Raw genomic sequence first — 21,438 nt, 5'->3', positions numbered from 1 at the left:
CTGAATAGCCCTGTGTCCGAAGACAATGACGTGGCCGGGCGACCAGCGATGCCTGATGGGAGCGTTCAACCGACGGGCCAGGACCCTAGAGGAAGCGGCCATCCATCCCGCCTGCGTCCGGGAAGTATTTCCTTGGCGCAAGTGTTATGGGTAAGCGTACGTCACGCAAGTCTTGTCTACTATGAAGACTTACAGGGCAGAGGAAGTGAGAGCGTTGGCTGATTACCAGGTGCTCAGCGTGCATGAGGCGGCAGACATCCTCGGTATCAGCATGCAGCGGGTGCGGCAGATGATCCATGGAGGCCAGCTCGCTGCGCGCCGCTCTTCAGCCGGATGGCTGATTCCAGCAGCCGAAGTCGCTGAGCGCTCGGAGAGACTCCATCGAGGCCGACCACCGGAGCCGCACACGGCGTGGTCGGTCCTAGCCCTACTTGCCGCCGCTTGTACTTGTGTATCGGAGGACGATCAGCCCGGGTGCATCGAGTCTGCGGCGCAAGTGGTTCCCGACCGGAAGCAACGCCACCGTGTCCTTCGCATGCTTGCTTCGCTGCCTGATCCGGTCGCCGATCAGACCCCCTGGCGTCGCTTGCTATCAGCACGTGGGAAGGTGCACTACTTGTGGGTCCACCCTGGTGTTCTTGACCGCTTGGCGGCAGATCCTCGGGTGTCTAAGGGCGGGGCCGAGGCGATGGTCGGCGACCACGACGGCCTCACCAGGCCGGGAGCACGGCTAGAACTCTATGTTCATGAGGCAGATGCGGACAAACTTATTCGCGGCTACCACATGCAGGAGGATCGCAACGGTCAGGTCTACCTGATCATCGTGCCTTCTAGCGTCCCTCCCGAGCTCGCGCCTGATCGCGGCAGGCCGGTACCCGCCCCTGCCGCAGCCTCAGACCTTCTCGAAGAGAAGGATCCTCGCGCCCGCTACGCTGGGGCAATCGAACTCCGCTCTTGCCTTGATGCTTTGCATAACATCGGATGGCTCGACCACATCGACTCCGGAACCACCCAACGCGGTGACTAAACACTGAACTCCAAGTTACGACACTTGGTGCGACAGTCGGGGATGAGGAGTTAATGAGCCCGGTAACGCTTACCTCAATGACACCCGCGCAGGCAGAGGGCTGGCGGATCCTGCTGGATCTTTACGAGGACTTCCAGACCGGCTGGTGCCTGATTGGTGGCCAAATGGTGTGGCTGCTTGCTCTTGAGCATGAGGTCCAGCCGATGAGACTGACCGAGGACGTCGATGTTGTAGTTGATCTCCGTGCCGATCAACAGGCGATCATGCGCTTGTGCAACTGGCTGGAATCGCATGATTTCGAACAAGAGGAAATAAGCCCTGAAGGCATAGGAAACCGATACGTGTCCAAAACCTACTCTGGGCCCGGCAAGGTAAAGTTCGATGTCCTTGCCCCAAACGACATGGAGGAGCGCGCTGATCTTACGACGTCCCCACCGGGGCGAACCGTTGAGGCTCCCGGAACTCGCAGTGCTCTCGACACTGCTGAAGCCATCGAAGTCGTTCTCCAGACACGTACTGGGCACGTCCGACGCCCCTCACTTGTCAGCGCAATCGTGGTCAAAGCGGCTGCCACAACGATCCCTGTACGACCTAACCTTGAAAGGGACTGGAGCGATGCGGCCTTCTTGCTCACGTTGGTTACCGATCCAATGGGTGCCGCGGCTGAACTCACCGGAGGGCAAAGACGCGTTTTGCGTAGCATAAGGCCACTTCTGGATGCGGACCACTGGGCTTGGGGGCAACTTGGCGAGCGGGCGCGCCTCGGTTTGACGGCGCTTGGGTTTCTCTCAGATTAGTGAAGGACTGTTTCGTGTCCATTCACGGGTCTGAGTCAATATGTAGCGACTGGCTTCTGCGGCTCGGTTCGACGGGTGCCTATTTGCCGGGTAGCGGTGGCCGTGACAGCCTGCGTGCGTGCGTGATGAGCCCGTGCCGGATGATGCTGCCGGGCTTCGTGCTGCGAACTTGACGCTCCGGAGGCTGCCGGCGGAGCGGGATGCGGAGATCGCGGCGCTGCGGGCGGAGCGGGATGCCGACCGGGAGGCCATGCGGTGTCTTGGGCTGCGGCTGGAGGAACTGGAGCGGCGGCTGCGGCAGGACAGCAGCGACTCGGGCACCCCGGCCTCGCAAGAGGGCATCGCAGCACGGGAGCGGCGGAAGGCGGAGCGGGCTGACCCGGATCGCGGTCGCCGGAAGGACCGCAGGCCCGGAGGGCAGCCCGGCCGCGAGGGAAGAGGCCTGGCCAGGGACCCGTCCCCGGGCAAGCGGGAGAAGGCCCCGCCGGCGGCGGAGTGCCGCCGCTGCAAGGCCGGCCTGGACGGCGCGGAGCCGGCGCCCGGGTCGTGGGCCCAGGTCATCGACGTGCTGTTCGCCGTGGTCACCACGGAGTGGGAGCTTCCGGGCCGCAGGTGCCCGTGCTGCGGGGAAGTCACCGTCGCCCCGGCCCCGCCCGGGGCGCACGCGGGCAGCGTGTCCTGCGGGCCGGCGCTGAATGCCGCCGCGGTCGTGCTCACGGCGCACGCCAATGTCCCCCCGGAGAAGGCGGCCCGGGTCATCGCCATGCTGCCCGGCGTGCCGGTGCCGGCCGGGTGGGCGGGCAAGGCCGCCTCCCGGCTGGCCGCCCGGCTGCGGAAGGCCGGGTTCGGGGAGGCGATGGAGGCGGCGCTGGCCGCCGGGGGCGCGCTGGCCGCTGACGAGACCCCGGTGAACGTGCTGGAAAGGGCGGCGGCTCCCGTCCAGCCCGGCGGGCGGGATGACGACGAGGCCGGCCCGGGCGAAGAGGGAAAGGCCCCGGCAGGGGCGCCGCACATCCTGGCGGTCCGCACCCTCGGCGAGCGCCTCACCTGGCTGCGCGCCATTGCCTCCCGCCGCAAGGGCCACGTCACCGGCGGTATCCCCGCCAGGTTCAGGGGCGTCCTGGTCACCGACGGGTACAAGGCCTACCAGGGGCTTCTCTCCCGGATCGCCGGGATCCGGCAGTGCTGCCAGCACGTCATCCGCCGCTGCCGCGCAGCGCTGAGGCCCGGCCCCGGCAGCCTGCAATCCTGGGCCGCCGACGTCATCACGGTCCTGCGCGAGGCGCACCAGGCCGTCCAGAACGCCAGGGCACGGCACGCGGCGACACCGCCCTTGACCAGGAGCTACTCGACGGCTTGCGGGATCGCTACGACAAGGCCGCCGCATTCGGGGCCATCCACAGCCGGCTCCGTGACCGGGACAAGGGCAACCACCCCGGCTGCGCCCTCGCCCGCTGGCTGCAGGACTTCAGGGAGCAGGTCTTCCTGTTCACCCGCGACTTCACCGTGAGCTGGACCAGCAACGCCGCCGAGCGCGCCGTCAAGGCACCCAAGCGCCACCAGGCCGTCTCCGGCTACTGGCACACCCTCGAAACCCTTGCCCGCCAGTGCCTCATCCGCAGCTACCTCACCTCAGCGGCAAACCACGGGACAACCATCCCCGACGCCATCCGGACCGCCATCGAGGGGAACCCCTGGCTGCCATCGCTCCCCGCCACATAACGCCAGCTCAAGCACACCCGTGAATGGACACGTTCCGTCCCTACGGGGGCGGGGCTTCAATGCCCTTGAGGTCGGGCGGGTTATTTCACCAACACGCCGCTGCGCGTCTCCGTCCCCGCCGCCGCGCTTCAATGCCCTTGAGGTCGGGCGGGTTATTTCACTGCCCAGGGCGCGCAGGATGCGCGACGGCAGGGATTCGCTTCAATGCCCTTGAGGTCGGGCGGGTTATTTCACCGGTAGCGTGTCGGCTCGTCAACGTCCGCTGACGTGTGGCTTCAATGCCCTTGAGGTCGGGCGGGTTATTTCACTGCTCGACGAGTGGGACGTCCTGCCCGTGCCGGTGCTGCTTCAATGCCCTTGAGGTCGGGCGGGTTATTTCACCGGCTGTTATTTCTGCGGTGCGACGCTCGCCGCGTAGCTTCAATGCCCTTGAGGTCGGGCGGGTTATTTCACACTGGGTGGTCGCGCTGAACGACCGGCTGGGCGGGCTTCAATGCCCTTGAGGTCGGGCGGGTTATTTCACCCGTGGCTCGCACTGCTTATAGCCTTCATAGCCGCGCTTCAATGCCCTTGAGGTCGGGCGGGTTATTTCACACCGGGGTCAGGGCGCACTGTCCGATCAGGCCGGTAAGCTTCAATGCCCTTGAGGTCGGGCGGGTTATTTCACTCGCCGCCGGAGCCGGCTACGTGCTGCTGGTGATAGCGCTTCAATGCCCTTGAGGTCGGGCGGGTTATTTCACGCTCAATCCCCCGGACGGGCATCCTGCTATCCGTTGCTTCAATGCCCTTGAGGTCGGGCGGGTTATTTCACTGGGCGCTGGACCTGGCGATCCTGCTGCAGGTGGTGGGGCTTCAATGCCCTTGAGGTCGGGCGGGTTATTTCACGAGCCGCTGGCTTGGCGTGCCTACCGCGTGACCATGCTTCAATGCCCTTGAGGTCGGGCGGGTTATTTCACCTGCACGAGCGCCAGCAGCTGGCCGCCGATCAGTACGCTTCAATGCCCTTGAGGTCGGGCGGGTTATTTCACCGACGGCCGCGACCGGCTCGCGCAGGCGACCGCCGAGCTTCAATGCCCTTGAGGTCGGGCGGGTTATTTCACGTAAAGCTCGGTGACCAGCTGCCGCTCCGACCCCACGCTTCAATGCCCTTGAGGTCGGGCGGGTTATTTCACCGAAAAAATGTCGCGCGGTATCGCGCCGGAGAAGATGCTTCAATGCCCTTGAGGTCGGGCGGGTTATTTCACTGATGAGCGACGCGGAAAAACATGCGCGCGAGGCCGCTTCAATGCCCTTGAGGTCGGGCGGGTTATTTCACCTTCACCGGCCCCCAGGTCCAGCCGTGCGCGGCCTTGCTTCAATGCCCTTGAGGTCGGGCGGGTTATTTCACAATGCGCTGACGTCGGGGATCAACGCCTACGGGATGCTTCAATGCCCTTGAGGTCGGGCGGGTTATTTCACTGATCGCCAATGCGCCGCCGAAGTTCGAGACCGACAGGCTTCAATGCCCTTGAGGTCGGGCGGGTTATTTCACGACCGTGGCCAGGCCGAGCATCCAGCTGCTGCCGTCGGCTTCAATGCCCTTGAGGTCGGGCGGGTTATTTCACCGTCCTCGACGCCGAGCAGATGTACATCGAGCAGCTGGTGCTTCAATGCCCTTGAGGTCGGGCGGGTTATTTCACTCGTTGCCGTACCGGAGCGCTACTTCCTGGTCAGTCTTGCTTCAATGCCCTTGAGGTCGGGCGGGTTATTTCACAGGAACACCGGCCGGAAGTCGGCGACCCAGTTCCTGCTTCAATGCCCTTGAGGTCGGGCGGGTTATTTCACCCGCGAAGGCGTGTTCCTCGTCATCTCCCGCGACGGGGGCTTCAATGCCCTTGAGGTCGGGCGGGTTATTTCACCCCGCCCGCACCCGAGTATGTGGAGTTCGACATGTCGCTTCAATGCCCTTGAGGTCGGGCGGGTTATTTCACCACATCAGCCGCCCATACCCGCTGGGCACAATCTTCGGCTTCAATGCCCTTGAGGTCGGGCGGGTTATTTCACCGCTGCGCCGGCAGCCTCACCGGTCGGTCAGGCTGGAGCTTCAATGCCCTTGAGGTCGGGCGGGTTATTTCACCCTCGCCGGTCACCGGGCTGGCCGGCTGCGACGGGCCGCTTCAATGCCCTTGAGGTCGGGCGGGTTATTTCACCGGTACTGTGCCGCCACCTTGGCCGCCAGCCGGCGGCTTCAATGCCCTTGAGGTCGGGCGGGTTATTTCACTGGAGCAGGCCACGCAGATCCTGGCATCGGCCGGCCTGCTTCAATGCCCTTGAGGTCGGGCGGGTTATTTCACCAGGCTACGATGGCGAGGCAGCGTATGACATCTGGCTGCTTCAATGCCCTTGAGGTCGGGCGGGTTATTTCACCCGGCGTGGCCGTGGAATCAGGGCACCGCCTACGGGCAGCTTCAATGCCCTTGAGGTCGGGCGGGTTATTTCACGGCACCGCCCTGTACAACTTCGGCCGCAACATCATCGCTTCAATGCCCTTGAGGTCGGGCGGGTTATTTCACGAGTTCTCGATCTCCTGGTCGAACACGCCGACCGGGCTTCAATGCCCTTGAGGTCGGGCGGGTTATTTCACGGTAGAGGACATTCCGCTGCTGTCAACGGCAGGCACGCTTCAATGCCCTTGAGGTCGGGCGGGTTATTTCACCACTGACCCTGGACCCGCTTACCCGATTGAAGGTGTGCTTCAATGCCCTTGAGGTCGGGCGGGTTATTTCACGGGAGCACTCCCGTTCCATTCATTGTTGTTCATCTGGCTTCAATGCCCTTGAGGTCGGGCGGGTTATTTCACCCGGCGCGATGGACGTCTCCGGGCAGGCCGTGTCGCAGCTTCAATGCCCTTGAGGTCGGGCGGGTTATTTCACCGTGACGGCCGTCCTGGCGGCGCCGAACGGGAAGGGGCTTCAATGCCCTTGAGGTCGGGCGGGTTATTTCACCGCCCCGTCCCTTGCGATGGGGCAGCGTACCCAGGATGCTTCAATGCCCTTGAGGTCGGGCGGGTTATTTCACCAGCACGGTACCCGTAACGGATATGTGCAGCTCGCCGGCTTCAATGCCCTTGAGGTCGGGCGGGTTATTTCACGGGGTATATGTGCGAGGGACGCGACTATAACCCCTGGGCTTCAATGCCCTTGAGGTCGGGCGGGTTATTTCACCTTCAATGAGTGAGAACTACTGCCCCTACTGCGGACATGCTTCAATGCCCTTGAGGTCGGGCGGGTTATTTCACTCAGCGGTAATACGCCGCATGACCTGACGGCACTCGGGCTTCAATGCCCTTGAGGTCGGGCGGGTTATTTCACAGGATAGCCGAGACTGAGCAGGAGCTTGACAGGGCAGCTTCAATGCCCTTGAGGTCGGGCGGGTTATTTCACTCCGTCTCGTTACCGAGAAAAAGACGGTTATCTTCCGGCTTCAATGCCCTTGAGGTCGGGCGGGTTATTTCACTGCCAAGCTGCCAGCGTCGTTACCTTGCCTGCCTAGCTTCAATGCCCTTGAGGTCGGGCGGGTTATTTCACTCTGCTGACCATGCCCCGTGCCGTCGGTTCAGAGCTGGGCTTCAATGCCCTTGAGGTCGGGCGGGTTATTTCACCAGGCGGGCGGAACGCACGGATACTCAGTGTGAGGGTGCTTCAATGCCCTTGAGGTCGGGCGGGTTATTTCACCGGGGCAAAGCCGACTTTCAACGCGAGTATAGCTCAGCTTCAATGCCCTTGAGGTCGGGCGGGTTATTTCACCTGGCGGGGCACTCGTCATACCGCAGATTTACTCGCCGCTTCAATGCCCTTGAGGTCGGGCGGGTTATTTCACGCGGAGGGTGGCTTATCGGATGAACATTCTCGGGCATGCTTCAATGCCCTTGAGGTCGGGCGGGTTATTTCACTCGGACTGCCCTCCCGTGGACGCGATTTCCCAGCCGGCTTCAATGCCCTTGAGGTCGGGCGGGTTATTTCACTGCCCTCTACGACCATGGCTTCCGCATGCCAGACCCCGCTTCAATGCCCTTGAGGTCGGGCGGGTTATTTCACACCTCTGTATCCGCTGACTCGGCTAACGGTCCCGAGCTTCAATGCCCTTGAGGTCGGGCGGGTTATTTCACCGCGCCTATGAGGATCGGCAGCGGGCCGCGGAGCTAGCTTCAATGCCCTTGAGGTCGGGCGGGTTATTTCACCTGGATATCACCCAGCTCGGCTAGCTGACGATCATAGCTTCAATGCCCTTGAGGTCGGGCGGGTTATTTCACCGCGACCGGCCTGTGGGGTGTCTTCCACTGGGTGCGGCTTCAATGCCCTTGAGGTCGGGCGGGTTATTTCACGGCTTGCACCCATGCGGCATTGCTTGTATATGTAGCCGCTTCAATGCCCTTGAGGTCGGGCGGGTTATTTCACCACCTGTTCTGGTCGTTCACCGGCGCCCGGAACGAGCTTCAATGCCCTTGAGGTCGGGCGGGTTATTTCACCGGCCTGGATGAGGTTCGCGGCGTCGAACGTCTGCTGCTTCAATGCCCTTGAGGTCGGGCGGGTTATTTCACCCCGATCGAGCTGGACGGCACGTGGGGCGGCGCGTGGCTTCAATGCCCTTGAGGTCGGGCGGGTTATTTCACCCGGTCTCGCTGCCGGGCTCAAACATGAAATCGACGTCGCTTCAATGCCCTTGAGGTCGGGCGGGTTATTTCACCCTGCAGGTACACGAACCGGTCACGGTCCCACCGCTGGCTTCAATGCCCTTGAGGTCGGGCGGGTTATTTCACCCGCGGCCATGGTGCAGGATCACGAGAACCGGCTGCTTCAATGCCCTTGAGGTCGGGCGGGTTATTTCACAGGGGAATACACAGTGGCATTTGAGGGCATCTCTGCTGCTTCAATGCCCTTGAGGTCGGGCGGGTTATTTCACTAGGCGAGCCACGGACTCCTGTCAGGCAAATCCCCGTGCTTCAATGCCCTTGAGGTCGGGCGGGTTATTTCACTCGGTTAGGAGAGACATATGAAGCGAACGTTCGCTGGCTTCAATGCCCTTGAGGTCGGGCGGGTTATTTCACCGAACCGCTGTATGTGCAGCTAGCGAACATTCTCCGCGCTTCAATGCCCTTGAGGTCGGGCGGGTTATTTCACCTTCAAGCGGCTCGGCTACACCGACGCCGACGACGCGGCTTCAATGCCCTTGAGGTCGGGCGGGTTATTTCACCTCCCGCAGCTGCATGGCGTTGGCCTTGATCGCGTCGCTTCAATGCCCTTGAGGTCGGGCGGGTTATTTCACGTTGTGCAACTGGTCGCAGCCAGTGTATAGACGGCAATAGCTTCAATGCCCTTGAGGTCGGGCGGGTTATTTCACCCGGATCAGGGCGGCTGGCGCAACGAGCCGCTGCAGCTTCAATGCCCTTGAGGTCGGGCGGGTTATTTCACCCGACATGGGAGTCCTGGACGCCCGCAGGTGGCCGATGCTTCAATGCCCTTGAGGTCGGGCGGGTTATTTCACCTAATCGCCGCGATCATGGCCTGGGTCGCGCAAATGGCTTCAATGCCCTTGAGGTCGGGCGGGTTATTTCACAGGGAATGTTTGAACGCTGGCGGGGCGGTAATGCGGCTTCAATGCCCTTGAGGTCGGGCGGGTTATTTCACCCGCCAGCCTCAAGCTGTTCCCGTTCACCAAGGACGAGCTTCAATGCCCTTGAGGTCGGGCGGGTTATTTCACTTGGCGTTGTTGTTGGAGGACACGTAGTTCGGCACGCTTCAATGCCCTTGAGGTCGGGCGGGTTATTTCACCGGAAAAGACCGGCGCCGGGGCGACCACGACGACCACGCTTCAATGCCCTTGAGGTCGGGCGGGTTATTTCACAACCAGACGCCCTCGGGCGCCCCCGGGGGCCGGCGGCCGCTTCAATGCCCTTGAGGTCGGGCGGGTTATTTCACCACCAGCCCGACGAGCGGGTCATCGTCTATGACCTGGCTTCAATGCCCTTGAGGTCGGGCGGGTTATTTCACTCCGAGTCCGGCACCACCGCCACCGCGGCGCCGGCGCTTCAATGCCCTTGAGGTCGGGCGGGTTATTTCACAGCTCGGCAGATTCATGTGGGCTGACCTGCGCGAACACATGTCCTTGCGAGTGGTCCGCCACCAGGCCACGAGCGGCCATCGCTGTGGAGTTGTCAAGGTCCGGAACTGGGCTCCCACCTGCGTGCGAGCGGTCCCTGGCGATCGAGTTACCACGTCGGCGCTCGCAATCACATCATGGCAGGAAGCCGGACCCGCCGCTCAGGAGTGGCGTGGATTGCCAGCAGTTAACCCCATGGATGATGACCAGGAGCTTTGCAGGGGCGTTACCTTTGTCGCACCAAATCCATGTGTGACCTGCGCGCCAGTGCCGCAGTATTCGGCGAACCTGGCGAGCGCGCCGAAGGCCTGCCGGACCGCCGTCGGCGCTCCGGTCTCCACACGCAGGGTCGCCGTGCCGACCAGGCCCGCCTGCTGACGATAGCCCGCCGATGACCGGTAGCCGGTGTCGCGAACCTCCGTCCGCAGCCCGGAACCCGTCACGTGCAGCGCGAGGTGAGTATCGCGCCAGAGTTCGTCGTCCATGCCCAGCTTGGACCCGCGTGGCAGCGAAGCGTTCCACCGGCGCCGCCACGATCCGGCGATGAGCCGAGGGTCGAGTTCGGTGCTGGACGCGCCGTTCTGCGAGAAATAGGTGGGGGATAGCAGTTCCAGCCGGATTCCGTCGATCAGTGGCACGTCCGCGAGTTCGTCGTGGGTCGCCTCCCTGAAGGCAAGGTCGGTGACGGCGCACAGTACGGGCCCGAGGCGAACCTGACTGAGGGCCGCCAGCATCGGTCGCGGGAAGCCGTGCCGGAGCCATGCTGCCCGCAAGAGCCAGCCGTCGGGCTCCGCGTGCAGCGGCCAGACCGAGAACGGCTTCTCCTGCGCGGAGTGGTCAGTGTCGCTGGCGCGGTATGCCGCCTCGAACAACGTGCACGCGAGACCGTGCAGTTGCCGGGTAGTGGGTCGGAACGAAGAAGCATGGGAAAGATCCCTGTCCGTACTTGGACCGGGAGCCAGCCGCAACTCGATGACCGTCGGCATGATCACTCACGCACTGCGTCGGTGCCAAGCTCAAGATGCGGCACCACGTACGAATCCGCAGGCTTCCGGTACACGATCGGCCACAGATGAGACGGCCAGGCAAAACAGCTCTCCTGCCCCGCGGCTATGCCGATCCCCAGCGCGAGCTCGTTGGGGATCGTCGTTCCCAGCAGCAGGACGTGCCCGGCAAGTTCCGCGGACTTACGCTGCACCCAGGCCACGGCCTGCGCGGCCAAAACCGGGAAGTCAGCCCAGTCGAACTGCTGCGCTACCCCCGGCGGCGTGCAGCGCAGCTCATGTATACGCACCGAGGCGGCTCCCTTGACCGGAATGACCCCTGCCGTGTCCTGCAGCGTCAGCGGCCACGGATCCGGATCGGCGGGCTCGGCATCGACCGCGGGTAGGGGCTTCCACGGTGCGTGCCCGAAACGCAGGAGCAGCACGCTGACCGGGTTGCCATCCGGGATACCGCCGTGATCGTTACCCCGTACGACCGTAAGGTCCGCATCCCAGAAAAGCTCCCGGAATACAAGCCCGGCCGATCCCTGGACCGCGGGAATGTCCCCGAAACGGTGCCCGTGCTGGCGCCAGATCTGCGGGTCAACCTTGCCGGCGCGCCCGCGGCTGCGGCGTTGCCATACCTCAAGGTCGAGGCTGCGGTCGCCGGCCGTCACGCGCCGGCCGAACGCGAGCGCGACGGCCCACCACGCGGTGACGAAGACCGCGTTCGGGACGCCCGGCTCCCTACTCGCGAGGTAGAGCACGCGGAAAGAGCGGACGAGCTCGGTGACCTTCCCGTTCCAGTGCCGCGCGTCCGTATCGAGCGGCCAGTCCCACGCGCGCCCGGTCCGCCCAGGGCCGGGCACCTCGAGCACGCGGGCGAACCGTCGCCGCACCTGGCCGTGGAAGTCGTCGGAATCGTCGGCATCCCAGTCGCGGGCACGTTCCCTGACGATGTAGGCGGTGCCATTCCGTTTCAGCATGCGATTCCGTCCCTGTCGCGCGACCTCTGCCGCAGCGTAGGCCACCGCCGCCACCACGAACGCGATCCACATCAACCGCTGCAGCCGCTGGTCTTGCGCGGCGGTCAGCCCGCCGGGCACGAGCGCGCCCAGCGCGCTGAGCCCGACGCCGAGCGCAAGGCTTCCCAGGCTGTAGCCGAACGGCACTATCCGCGGATACCGCACCGTCCATGCCCAGCCGGGATGCAGCCAGCCGCGCAGCCGCTCACCCATGCCGGTCACGCGCCCGGTCAGAACGCGGCCGCACGAACGTAATCGCGCCGGTCGCGTCGCCGGGTCCGTGCACGACAACCTGCTCGTAGGCGGTCCCGACACCATGGTCCGTCGGACCGGCAAGCCGCATGGCCGCGACCCGTCCGTCTCCGCTCGGTCCCGTCGACCATGGCACCGTGGGGACCCCGGACCCGTCCTGCTTGTGCACCGCGACGTACGCGACGTTCGCATCCAGCCGCAGCCGCACCAGCAGCGAATCGGGCCGCCAGCCCCACATGATCGACGTGCGGGGCGGAGTATCGGGCGGCGACGCCACGTGCAGCCCGTCCAGGTCCTGCCACAGGCACGTAGCCCCGGCCAGCGGTCCCGCCACCGCCTCGCTCCAGGTCATCCGTCCCTCAGTCGGCACCGTGCTCACCTTTCTCCGCCATCCGCCGCAAGACGGCACGCGCTTCGTCCCGCCCGGGTAGGAGGCTCGACGCGAAGTCCACCGTGACGGTCCCGTAGCCGCGGGCGACACCGCCGCCAAGACCGATGATCCCGTCGTCGAGGTCCTCGAGCACGAGCCGCAGCACCGCCCGGATCTGCTCCGCCAGCCCCTCCGCGTCGTGGTCGAGCAGGTCCACGCGCAGCTCGAACGTCCCCGCCTCTAGGACCTCCATGGTGTAGAGCGCGCCATCGAGCGCGCCGCCCGTGAACCGGTCGATCGCGACGTGCGTACGCTCGGCTGGCACCGCGCCGGTGATCTCCGCGTCGGGTATCCGGATGAGGGCACGCCCGCCGACTGAGTCCGAATTCTCATCGGTTCCGCCGCCGTAGCCGAATACCACGCACGGCCAGCACTTCTCGCAGCGCTGATCCTGGCAAGGCTCAGCCGGCACGTCCACGCTGCGCAAGATGAACTCCGCCCGCGACCGGAGCAGCCCTTTCAGCCCGGAACCGGGAACCACGGGCGCCCCTCCGACCCGGAACAGCGGAATGGCCTTGCCCGGCTCATCCGTGCCCGCCTTCTCGCCGTTGCCGATCCGCACCGGCCCGTCGATCGACACCGTGACGCGCAGCAACGGATCCGGGGCCGCCTGCGCGGCCTTGGGCACCTCGTGCACCGCGACCGATCGCGCCAGTTCGGGGCCGCTCAGCGTCAGCCACCGCAGCAGCGCAGCCGGCTCGTCCAGGCGCAGCGTGCCGTGCCTGACGGACTCGACCTCGCAGGCGCCTCGCCCGCGGCTGACGCCGCGTCCGAGGAACGGCCGCCACGCCGTCAGCAGCTTCGCGAGATTCGCCACCTCTCCGTCGCCCGCGTCGTCCCACCGGAGGAACACCTCGAACCGCGATCCGGCGGGCAGCACCTCCTCGGTGCGCAGGGTCGCCGGATCCGCCGCCGCCCGCGTCCTGTCGATCCTGGTTGAGGTCCGGTAGTCTTTGCCGTCGCCGATCCGCCTGCTGCCCAGCACCCACACCCGGCTCACCCGCGGTTCCGCGTCGGCTCCAAGCAGCGGCCCGAACAGCGCCTCACGGCACTCCTCCCCCACCGCTTCCCGCAGCGCCCCGGCCAGCGACGTCCCCGGAAGGTGCACCTGTCCGTCCAGTCCGGTGTCGAGCAGCGACTGGACCCCCGCGGGATCGCCGGGAACTGTCACCCCTCCCGCTTCGATGAACTGGAGGATAAAAACAATGAATGACACCGAACGGACACGTGGTTCCCGCTCCGGCTCCAGCGCAATCCCCGCCGTGCTGGTCGTAATAGCCATCCGAGCTCCTCAGCGAGATCCTTCGCGTCCCCCGGCGGCAGGTCCAGGAACAGGCGCAGCGCCAGGCCTACATGCGCGTCGAAGGGGGCGTCGGCCTCGCCGCGCAACTGCCGGGACGCCTCCGCATCGCCCCTCGCGTGGCCGACGAGCAGCGCGCGCAGCCTCGGCCACCGGTCGGGGAACCGTACCTGGACACCCTTCAGCGCCGCCACCCGGTCTTCAAGTCTCTTCAGGCACCGCGCCCTGGCATCTCTTGCCTCTGTGCCATCGCGTAGGGCGGGGACCGGGGCGAGGTCGCCGAACCCCTCGTGGCGCCGCAGGCCGACCCCGCGGCGGGAAAGGGCCAGCAGCGTGGCAGCCGCCACCGGCCGTTCGGTATGAATCAGGAAAGCCGAGCCGGCACAGACGGCCAGCTCGGTCGCCTTCGGAACCCCGCTGGCCACATGCCAGCCACCAACCTCCTGCCAGCGGCTCCAGCGGCGCTCGACGAACGCGGGCACGCCGAGCGCTTCTTCCAGCTCCTCGCCGCTGGGCTTGGGGCGGGGCCGACCGCAGGCGTCGGTGAAGATCGCGGGCGAACGGAGCCGCAGCACGAACGTCAGCGGGTCCAGCTGCTGGGGTTCCGGCGGTTCGCCGTCGTCGATCGCGACTTCGGCCAGGCCGTGGGTGGTACGGCGGCCGCCGACACGGATCGGGCCGAGGTCCCGCAGGATGTCCAGGTCCGCCGGGTCGTCCGCGAGCAGCGTGCCGGTGAAGCGCTGCCTGGGGCAGAGCGTTTCCCTGGTGAAGAGCTGACCGTCGCTGGCGACCTCGTGCTCGTCGTCGATCGCGACGCTGGTGCGGCGCCGGACCGCGGGCATGGTGTCCGCCTGGCTGTACAGACCCTTGCCCTGGGTGAGCGGGGACGAGCAGTCCGGGCACTGCAACGGCGGTTCGTGCCCCCGCGCCTGGTCGTAGTCCACGTGCCGGCACCGGTTCTCGTCAGGGTCGTACTTGTGCCGGAACACGGCGCGGGAATCGAATTCCGTTCCCGGCAGCAGCAGGGCGCCGAACCGCACTCCGCCCTCGAACAACCGCAGGAACTGCTCGCGCTTCGGGTTGCCGGGTTCCGGCGCGCCGTTGCGCGCGATCCATGCCGCGGCGAACGCGCCCCGCACCGCCGTGCCCGGTACGTGCCGCAACGTCGAGAGGACGAAGTCGTCGCGGGGCTTATCGCCGAGCTGCGCAGGCTGACGCAGGGTCAGGGTCAGGGCGCTCACTGGCGCTGGCCCTTCAGGGCGAGCAGCCGTTCGACCTCGCCGCTGGTGATCGGTCCGTCGTGCGCGGTAATGCCGACCCAGCCCAGGCCGCGGCGCCGCCAGGCACCCAGGCCGTGCACGCCAGCGGCCGCACAGCGGAGGATCAGCCGGTGTTCGGCCTCGTCGTCGGGGGCGAGCCGGCCGACCTGGGTGACCTCGAACCAGGCGGTCGTGCGCGGTGCCGCCTGCTCGGCGAGGACGAGGCGGTCCTTGACCGCGGAATGCGTCCGCGGGTCGATCGTGACGCGGTGACGGCTGCCGATGTTCCAGTCCTCCGGGTTACCGCTGCTAATCGTGGCCGACGACCACGACCACGGGGAGGGGACACGGACCGAGCCGAATATCTCGTCAAGCGCGCGATGCCGGGCGCCGAGCAGGGCGACCGCCGCGAACCGCATCACGCCCTTGAGGTGGTCAGCGGGCAGCGGATCGTCGTGGTCGATGGCCGCGTCGACCCCGTCGCGGGCGTAGGCGGCGCCGACCCGGAACGGGCCGTGGAACGTGATCGTGAAGCCGAGGACGGTCATGGCGTCTCCCCCCGGTCCGCTGGGTCGCGCGGGCTCTCCCGGCGGGGCCGCTCGGTGTAGTGACGCGCGATGTCCAGGAGCCGCCGCAGTTCGCCCGGCTTGCCCAGGTCGTCCCTGAGTGCCTGCCGTGCCTCGTCCGGCGTCGCCTTGCCCTGCTTCTTCAGGCCGACGATCACGTCCCAGAGCGGCTGATTGTCGGCAAAGTCGCCGATCCGGCGGATCACGTCGTCGTATGCCTCCTGCCGCAGCAGCGTGAGCAGTGCCTGGCGGCGGCTTTGCGGGCACTGCTCAACGCATGCCAGCTCGCCCGCGTGGTCGGTCAGGTAGCTGAGCAGGACCGGCTCGCGATCCACCGCACCGCCATCGGCGGTCAGGTCGAGGAACGACACCACCGCCTCGGTGCCGCGTACCCAGCGCTTCGCCTTCCCGAGCTCGTCCTCGGCGAGGCGGACCGTGTCCGAGAACGGATGCTTGAGGTGGTGGAAGACCAGGCCCGCCGATAGCGTCGGGCGGTTCCCGATGCCCGGCCATTGTCCTGACGCCCCGTTGACGCGGCGGCCGAACTGGTCCAGCAGCGTGCGGGTGAACAGCCAGGCGTCCGCGGCGGGCACCGAGATCAGCAGGTCGTCACCGCCGGCGATGTTCGCCAGCACGGGCGGTCTCTTCCAGTTCCCGAACCGGTTCCGCACCGCCTCGGCGAGCGCACCGATGGTGGCGTCTCGGATGACGCGGACGATGTCGCTCTTGTCGATCGTGCCTGAGCGATCCGCGAGGGCTTCGTGCAGGAACGCGCCGACCCGGTTGCCGTCGGCGAAGATGAGCGCCAGTTGCGACAACGAGTCGTCCCCGCGCTTGCGGCCAGCGGCGGCCATGTCGGCGAAGTCGTCGGAGAAGCCCTCGACATGCACGCCTATATCTTCGAGCGCCGCCTTCATGCGCCGTTCCGGAAGCGGCGGCCGGTGATCACCCTTGGTGCCCTTGGCGGACAGGTGGCGCTGATAGCACTCCTCGCACAGGTCCGGGTCGCGTTCGCGCGGGTCCTTGTCCCTGACGATGACGATCTCTGGGTGCACGGCCGCGGCCGAACGGCACTGGTCGCACGGCTTGGCCAGGATGACTTCAGGCGGCGCTGGCGGCTCGTCGGCCAGGAGCCTGCCGTCCCGCCTGGCCTTTTCCATCGCCTCGTACGCCGCGGCGTAGGCACTGCCCCGGCCATGCACCGCTTGGACCTGGCAATGGGGCATCAGGTCCTGGATCTTCCTCGTGACCTCGCGGGCCGCGTCCAGGGCCGCCTGCTCGCCGCCGTCGACGACCAGCGAGACCACCCCGTCGACGTCCCCGGCCTCCTCGTTCCATCGCGTGCCCGGCGGAAGTGCTTTTTCCACTTCGTCGCGCGCCGTCGCCTCGGTGAGCAGCACCGACGCGCCGCGTCGGAACCTCAGGTCGGGAGTCCGGGCCAGCCAGTCCTGGATCCGGATCACGGAAACGTCGAGGTAGTGGTTCTGCGCGGATGCCTGCCCCGCACTGGATGGGGTCGCCTGGGCGGCTGCCGCACGGGTGCCACCCTGGTCGTGAGCGGTCGCGCCCTGGCGCTGGCCGGTGGCGGCCCCAGGAACCCTGCGCCTTGCCTGGGCGTCCTGCTGCTGCCGCGCCCGCGCAGCCTGGCCGCTCTTGCCCTTCTTCTTAGCCACGGCCACCTCGCTGGTCCCGCTGTCGCCGCTGTTCCCGGCCGTTCGTGGGGTCGCTGCCGTGCGCCGGTGAGTCGAGGACCTGCGCCTCCGGGGCCTTGGCCGGGTCGGGCAGGTCGACAAGCACCCGCCTCTCCTTCCGCAGTTCCACGCCGTTGGTGAGCGCGAAGAACTCGAAGCTCTCATCGAAGGTCTTGTCGCCCTTGGCCCCGGGACCCGGCGGGTACCACACCAGGTCGTCGTCCACGTATTCCGGGCTGAGGACGTGCCGGAGCCGCTCCCACTGGGCGTACGCCGGTTTCGGAACGCTGGCCGCGAACGCCCGCACTGCCTCGTCCGGCCCGGGGACGCGCCCCGTCTCGCCGAGGTACCGCATCCGGGCGTCCGCCACCTCTTCCGGCCGCACGTCGACGTGCACCGAGCCGAAGCCGAAGGGCTTGCCTCCCCCGACGCTCGTCACCGTCTCCCGCCAGGCCGGGTCGCCTGCCGCGTCGAGCAGCCGGGGGTCGAGCGCCGCCAGCAGCGAGCCGTAGTCCTCGACGCTCAGGTTGTCGAACCGTATCCGGCCGCGGAACACGGTGCCCGCCGGGATCAGCTCGACCTGTTTGCTCAGCTTCCTGGACTGATCCTTGCGCCGCTCACCGCGCGCGTGGGGCCTGGCCGGGTCCGCCGTGGTGCGCCAGTAGAACTTGCGGCCGCGGATCTGGCGGTTGGCCGGCTTGTCCGCGGCCGATCCCCAGGCGGCGAGCGGCTCGGCGTTCTTGGCCGCCACCCGTTGCGCTGGCGATGTCAGCTTGCTGTTGTCGAGATAGAACTGCCCCGCGCTAGGGCTCGGAGACGAGAGCGGCGCCAGGTGCCATGTGGGGCCGGTGAAATCGCTGTCGGCCAGGAGGTCGTCGAACCGGACGTGGCCCCGGTAGCCCCGCTGCACGGCCAGGTCGTTCTTGCCCCTCCCCTCCGTGTCGGCCGAGCCGAACACCCGGCACGACCAGCACAGGTGGCCCGGCTCCCGGCACGGCCCGGCCTGGCCGACCCGCTCCCCGACCGGGCCTTTGCCCTGGTACCGCCACAGCCTCGACAGCCGGATCTCGGATATCTGGTCCGTCTCGTCGCCGAAGGCGGTGAACTTCACCCACACCGGCTGCCCGACGTGGAAGTAGGTGCGAGCCCGGAGCCGTTCCGCGACCGGCTTCCCGCCCTCCGACGGCCACGTGACCTCGTGATATTCCGGCTTGCCCGGATCGTAGGGCGGTTCCCCGCCGCCGTCGATCCCGTCGTCCGCAAGCGTTGCCGTGCGCAGGTCGTCCGCTCCCGCGACGGTCTGCCGATATCTTTCCAAGGTCCCGTCCGGGATGACGTACGAACGCGAGTCGGGACCGAGGCGCCCGGCCGCGAAACGGAGCGGATCCCTGTCGCGCGCCTTCGTGTCCGTGACCAGCAGCACCCAGCAGTCCTGTGTTACCCGGCCCATCCGGCTGAGTAGCTGGATGCTGCCTTCGGCCACCCCGTCCAGGTACGCCTCGCTCCTGGCGTTCAGCACCTGCCGGTCGTAGTCCTTTGTGTCCTTTGTGACGGCGGCTTCCGGGAAGTGCGCGGCCTCGGTCCCGTCCGGGCGGTACTGCAACTGGTCGCCTGTCCTTGGCAGCCCGCCCGTGGCGCCGGGCAGCAGCTTGACCGGGATCATCATCCATTCGTCGCAAACCGCCACCCGGACCTGACTCTTCTCTGCGGTGTCCCCCGTGCTCACGTCGGTCACGACCGCGAGACGCAGGTCCTTGGTCACCGATGGGCTCGCCGGGTGCCGGTGCACGGCCACCCAGTCGGTGTTCAGCACCCGCAGGCAGCCCCCCGCCAGCGCCTCGTGCACCGAACGCACAGCGCCGAGGAACCCTGAGCCGGGAATCATCGGCCGATTCGCGGGCTTCTTACGCCGCGGCGCTCGGTGCACGCCAGCGCCGTCCTTCTCGCCGCCGCCGATCACCAGCGGCGAGTGCGCAGTGACGGTGACCCGCAGCACCCCCGATAGCCGCCCGGCCTCCATCTTCGCGTGCCCGGCAGGCTCATCCCTTACCGGCGCATCGACATGCGGGACAAACGTATAGGGGTTAACGAACTGAGTCATCCCCGGTCCCCAACGCAAAGAGGTCATCTCGCCTCATTTGACGATGACCTTATCGGGGATCCGGGAACGGCGCAGCCTGAAAGTCCCTTTCGCGGGACTACCCGAGAGCCGACGAAGCTGCCCGCCGCGACCGGGCACGACCCAGTGCGGGCCGATGCGGCGGCAATCACCCCAACAACATGCCCTCCGTGTCGGGCGGGGGTTAGCGACGCACGGGTACTCGGCCGCGACAACGTCTGGTTCAGGTTTCTATGCCCTCGGTGTCGGGCGGGGGTTAGCGACGCTCTTCGCCGGCTGCGCCGTCGGGTTCATGTTTCTATGCCCTCGGTGTCGGGCGGGGGTTAGCGACGATCAGCGGTACTCGGGAGATTTGCAGTCCGTCCAGAGTTTCTATGCCCTCGGTGTCGGGCGGGGGTTAGCGACGGATAGGGTTTCTTGGCCGCTCTGACCTGCGCGTTTGCAAGCGGTTGCGCCAACCTATCAGCAAACGCGCCGGAAAACCGTCAAATCTGGTCCCCCCTTCTAGCTCAGGCCTCTGACCAGGTATTTCTCGTGCGCCAACTGAAGCCGTTTGAGCTTGTTCAGGGAAGCTCTGTACAGGCTCAGGAGAAGGAGCTGCGCAAGCCAGCGTGGCAGCGCAAATCCTCCGGCCGCCTGCAGGCCGGTTCCGGAGTGCCCGGCGAACCGGGCTGGCACGTTGGGATCTTTTGCGTGGCGGAGGCGCTTTCTGGCCGGCAACGGAATGTCGAGCCGGATCCCTGCCTTCCGTGCCCGGGATCGCGCTTCGCGCGCTCCGGCATCAATCGCTGCGGCCGGGTGTGCCGACCCAGGCGGGTACCAGGCGAGACTCCGCCCGACGTTCTGGCGGAAGCGCCGTGGGTGGCCAGGACGACACGGTCGCGGACGTGCGAACCGGGCCGGCCGATGACCGGCCGGATGGCTTACGTCTGCGGCGCGGACACGCCGAAGCTGAAGGGGATGAGCTGGCTCAGCAGCAGCGGGCCGCCGATCAGCAGACGTCAGACCGGATTAGGCTTCTTGATCCCTCGGAGGACTTCGATGCTCACCGACCCTTCGGCGGCGCGCCGGAGCCTGCCGTCGGTCGTCAGTAGCGGCAGGTCCAATTCCCCAGCGAGCTGAACGAACAGGGCGTCGTACATCCCCAGGTTCTTCCGGGCCGCCATGGCGGCGGCACGCTCCAGCCTGTCGGCGGTCGTTTCGTGCACGGTCACCCCGATGTCATCGATAACGCGGACCGCCGCGGTGAACTCCTCCACCGTGAGCCGCCCGGCCAGCAGGCCCTTCTTCCGCAGAACCCCTGCGACCTCGACCCGCGCAAAATCCACTGTCTCGACGGCCACCGAGCCGTCGATCAGCTTCTGCTGAAGCTCGCGGGCATGTTCGAACCCGTCTTGGTCGATGAACCAGCGCAGGAACACACCGGTATCGACCACGTAAGCGTCAACCACGACCCGCATCACGGAGTCGCTGGAGCTCCTCATCGACACCAGTGACTCCGTGCATGCGTTCCCGCACGAGTTCCAGCGTGGCTGCGGCCCGCACCTTGCGCTCGGTGGCCGCATCCCTGCGGATCAGCTCGAGGACTGGGGCAAGCCGCTCCTCAGGCAACTGGTCCACCAGGTGGTGGAGCTCATCCCGCGTGACGCTCATGCGCCGAGTTTACGCCGACCACTGCCGGGCGACCGCGACGGTAGCGACGGCGCCAGGCGCGGGGGTTAGCGACCTATCAACAAATGTGCCGGGAAGACGTCAGGGTGGGTTCCTCCTTCAGGGCAGGCCTTTGACCAGGCACTTCTCACGCGCCAACCGAGGCCGCTTGAACTCGTTCAGGGAACCTCTGTACCGGCTAAGAAGAAGCGTCCGTGAGCGCCGAAACCTGTGGGGATGGCGGGGAGCACGACTGGCAGGGGAGTAAGGCCGGTCCGTTCCGAGTGATGGGATGCGGAACCGGACGTGACCGTCGCTTTTGCTTGCGGCCGCCGGCCGGCGATCGCCTAGTCCTGCTCCGGGCCGGGCATGCCGAGTTCGGCGCGCAGCCAGGCGACGTCGATGCCCTTGCTTCCCTGGGAGACGGCCAGGCCCGCCTGGTACTCGAACTGGCGGAGCAGCGATTCCAGCCGGATGAC

The 21,438-nt window shown here is 66.5% G+C and carries 14 protein-coding genes and 1 CRISPR repeat array; of the genes, 4 read left to right on the top strand and 10 right to left on the bottom strand.

The genetic code is table 11. The features are described 5' to 3' along the window. Positions 1–181: 181 nt before the first annotated feature. The 4 genes from Q1N79_RS30535 (at position 182) to Q1N79_RS01715 (ending at position 3,546) form a co-directional block, all read left to right on the top strand. Positions 182–1,027 carry a helix-turn-helix domain-containing protein gene (locus Q1N79_RS30535; RefSeq protein ID WP_367185012.1) on the top strand — a complete coding sequence of 282 codons (846 nt, stop codon included), beginning with the start codon at positions 182–184 and terminating at the stop codon, positions 1,025–1,027. Between the two features lie 77 nt (positions 1,028–1,104). Beyond that, positions 1,105–1,824, top strand: coding sequence for a hypothetical protein (locus Q1N79_RS01725; RefSeq protein ID WP_300603300.1), 720 nt, complete (start codon positions 1,105–1,107; stop codon positions 1,822–1,824). A 169-nt stretch (positions 1,825–1,993) separates the two neighbouring features. After that, positions 1,994–3,334 carry a transposase gene (locus tag Q1N79_RS01720; RefSeq protein WP_300603297.1) on the top strand — a complete coding sequence of 447 codons (1,341 nt, stop codon included), beginning with the start codon at positions 1,994–1,996 and terminating at the stop codon, positions 3,332–3,334. Continuing rightward, positions 3,331–3,546 carry a hypothetical protein gene (locus tag Q1N79_RS01715; RefSeq protein WP_300603294.1) on the top strand — a complete coding sequence of 72 codons (216 nt, stop codon included), beginning with the start codon at positions 3,331–3,333 and terminating at the stop codon, positions 3,544–3,546. The genes Q1N79_RS01720 and Q1N79_RS01715 overlap by 4 nt, the downstream gene beginning before the upstream one ends. Before the next feature lie 53 nt (positions 3,547–3,599). Beyond that, a CRISPR array of direct repeats spans positions 3,600–9,646; the repeat unit is 36 nt; unit sequence GCTTCAATGCCCTTGAGGTCGGGCGGGTTATTTCAC. 199 nt (positions 9,647–9,845) lie between these two features. Here the strand turns inward: Q1N79_RS01715 and cas6 are convergent. From cas6 to Q1N79_RS01665, 10 genes are all read right to left on the bottom strand, one after another. Continuing rightward, positions 9,846–10,670 carry a CRISPR system precrRNA processing endoribonuclease RAMP protein Cas6 gene (cas6, locus tag Q1N79_RS01710; protein WP_300603291.1) on the bottom strand — a complete coding sequence of 275 codons (825 nt, stop codon included), beginning with the start codon at positions 10,668–10,670 and terminating at the stop codon, positions 9,846–9,848. Between the two features lie 2 nt (positions 10,671–10,672). Next, positions 10,673–11,914, bottom strand: a complete 1,242-nt coding sequence (locus Q1N79_RS01705) for a hypothetical protein (protein ID WP_300603288.1) — start codon at positions 11,912–11,914, stop codon at positions 10,673–10,675. Then, the gene (locus Q1N79_RS01700; protein ID WP_300603285.1) at positions 11,898–12,314 is read right to left on the bottom strand and encodes a hypothetical protein; all 417 of its coding nucleotides are present in this window, start codon (positions 12,312–12,314) and stop codon (positions 11,898–11,900) included. Before Q1N79_RS01700 ends, Q1N79_RS01705 begins: the two co-directional genes overlap by 17 nt. After that, positions 12,304–13,545, bottom strand: coding sequence for an RAMP superfamily CRISPR-associated protein (locus Q1N79_RS01695; protein ID WP_300603282.1), 1,242 nt, complete (start codon positions 13,543–13,545; stop codon positions 12,304–12,306). Before Q1N79_RS01695 ends, Q1N79_RS01700 begins: the two co-directional genes overlap by 11 nt. Then, the gene (locus tag Q1N79_RS01690) at positions 13,542–14,915 is read right to left on the bottom strand and encodes a type III-B CRISPR module-associated Cmr3 family protein (RefSeq protein ID WP_300603279.1); all 1,374 of its coding nucleotides are present in this window, start codon (positions 14,913–14,915) and stop codon (positions 13,542–13,544) included. Before Q1N79_RS01690 ends, Q1N79_RS01695 begins: the two co-directional genes overlap by 4 nt. Further along, positions 14,912–15,481: an RAMP superfamily CRISPR-associated protein gene (locus tag Q1N79_RS01685; RefSeq protein ID WP_300603276.1), complete on the bottom strand. Its 570-nt coding sequence runs from the start codon at positions 15,479–15,481 to the stop codon at positions 14,912–14,914. Before Q1N79_RS01685 ends, Q1N79_RS01690 begins: the two co-directional genes overlap by 4 nt. Then, a complete protein-coding gene (locus Q1N79_RS01680; RefSeq protein WP_300603275.1) occupies positions 15,478–17,172 on the bottom strand; it encodes a hypothetical protein in 1,695 nt (564 codons plus the stop codon). The genes Q1N79_RS01685 and Q1N79_RS01680 overlap by 4 nt, the downstream gene beginning before the upstream one ends. Further along, positions 17,165–19,291: a TIGR03986 family CRISPR-associated RAMP protein gene (locus Q1N79_RS01675; protein WP_300603272.1), complete on the bottom strand. Its 2,127-nt coding sequence runs from the start codon at positions 19,289–19,291 to the stop codon at positions 17,165–17,167. Before Q1N79_RS01675 ends, Q1N79_RS01680 begins: the two co-directional genes overlap by 8 nt. Positions 19,292–20,310: 1,019 nt before the next feature. Beyond that, positions 20,311–20,760, bottom strand: a complete 450-nt coding sequence (locus Q1N79_RS01670) for a type II toxin-antitoxin system VapC family toxin (RefSeq protein ID WP_300603269.1) — start codon at positions 20,758–20,760, stop codon at positions 20,311–20,313. Continuing rightward, positions 20,753–20,962, bottom strand: coding sequence for a hypothetical protein (locus Q1N79_RS01665; RefSeq protein ID WP_300603266.1), 210 nt, complete (start codon positions 20,960–20,962; stop codon positions 20,753–20,755). Before Q1N79_RS01665 ends, Q1N79_RS01670 begins: the two co-directional genes overlap by 8 nt. Positions 20,963–21,438: the final 476 nt, after the last annotated feature.

The organism is Trebonia sp. (genome assembly GCF_030042015.1).
GTDB lineage: Bacteria > Actinomycetota > Actinomycetes > Streptosporangiales > Streptosporangiaceae > Trebonia.
This window is presented reverse-complemented; position numbering and strand designations above follow the sequence as displayed.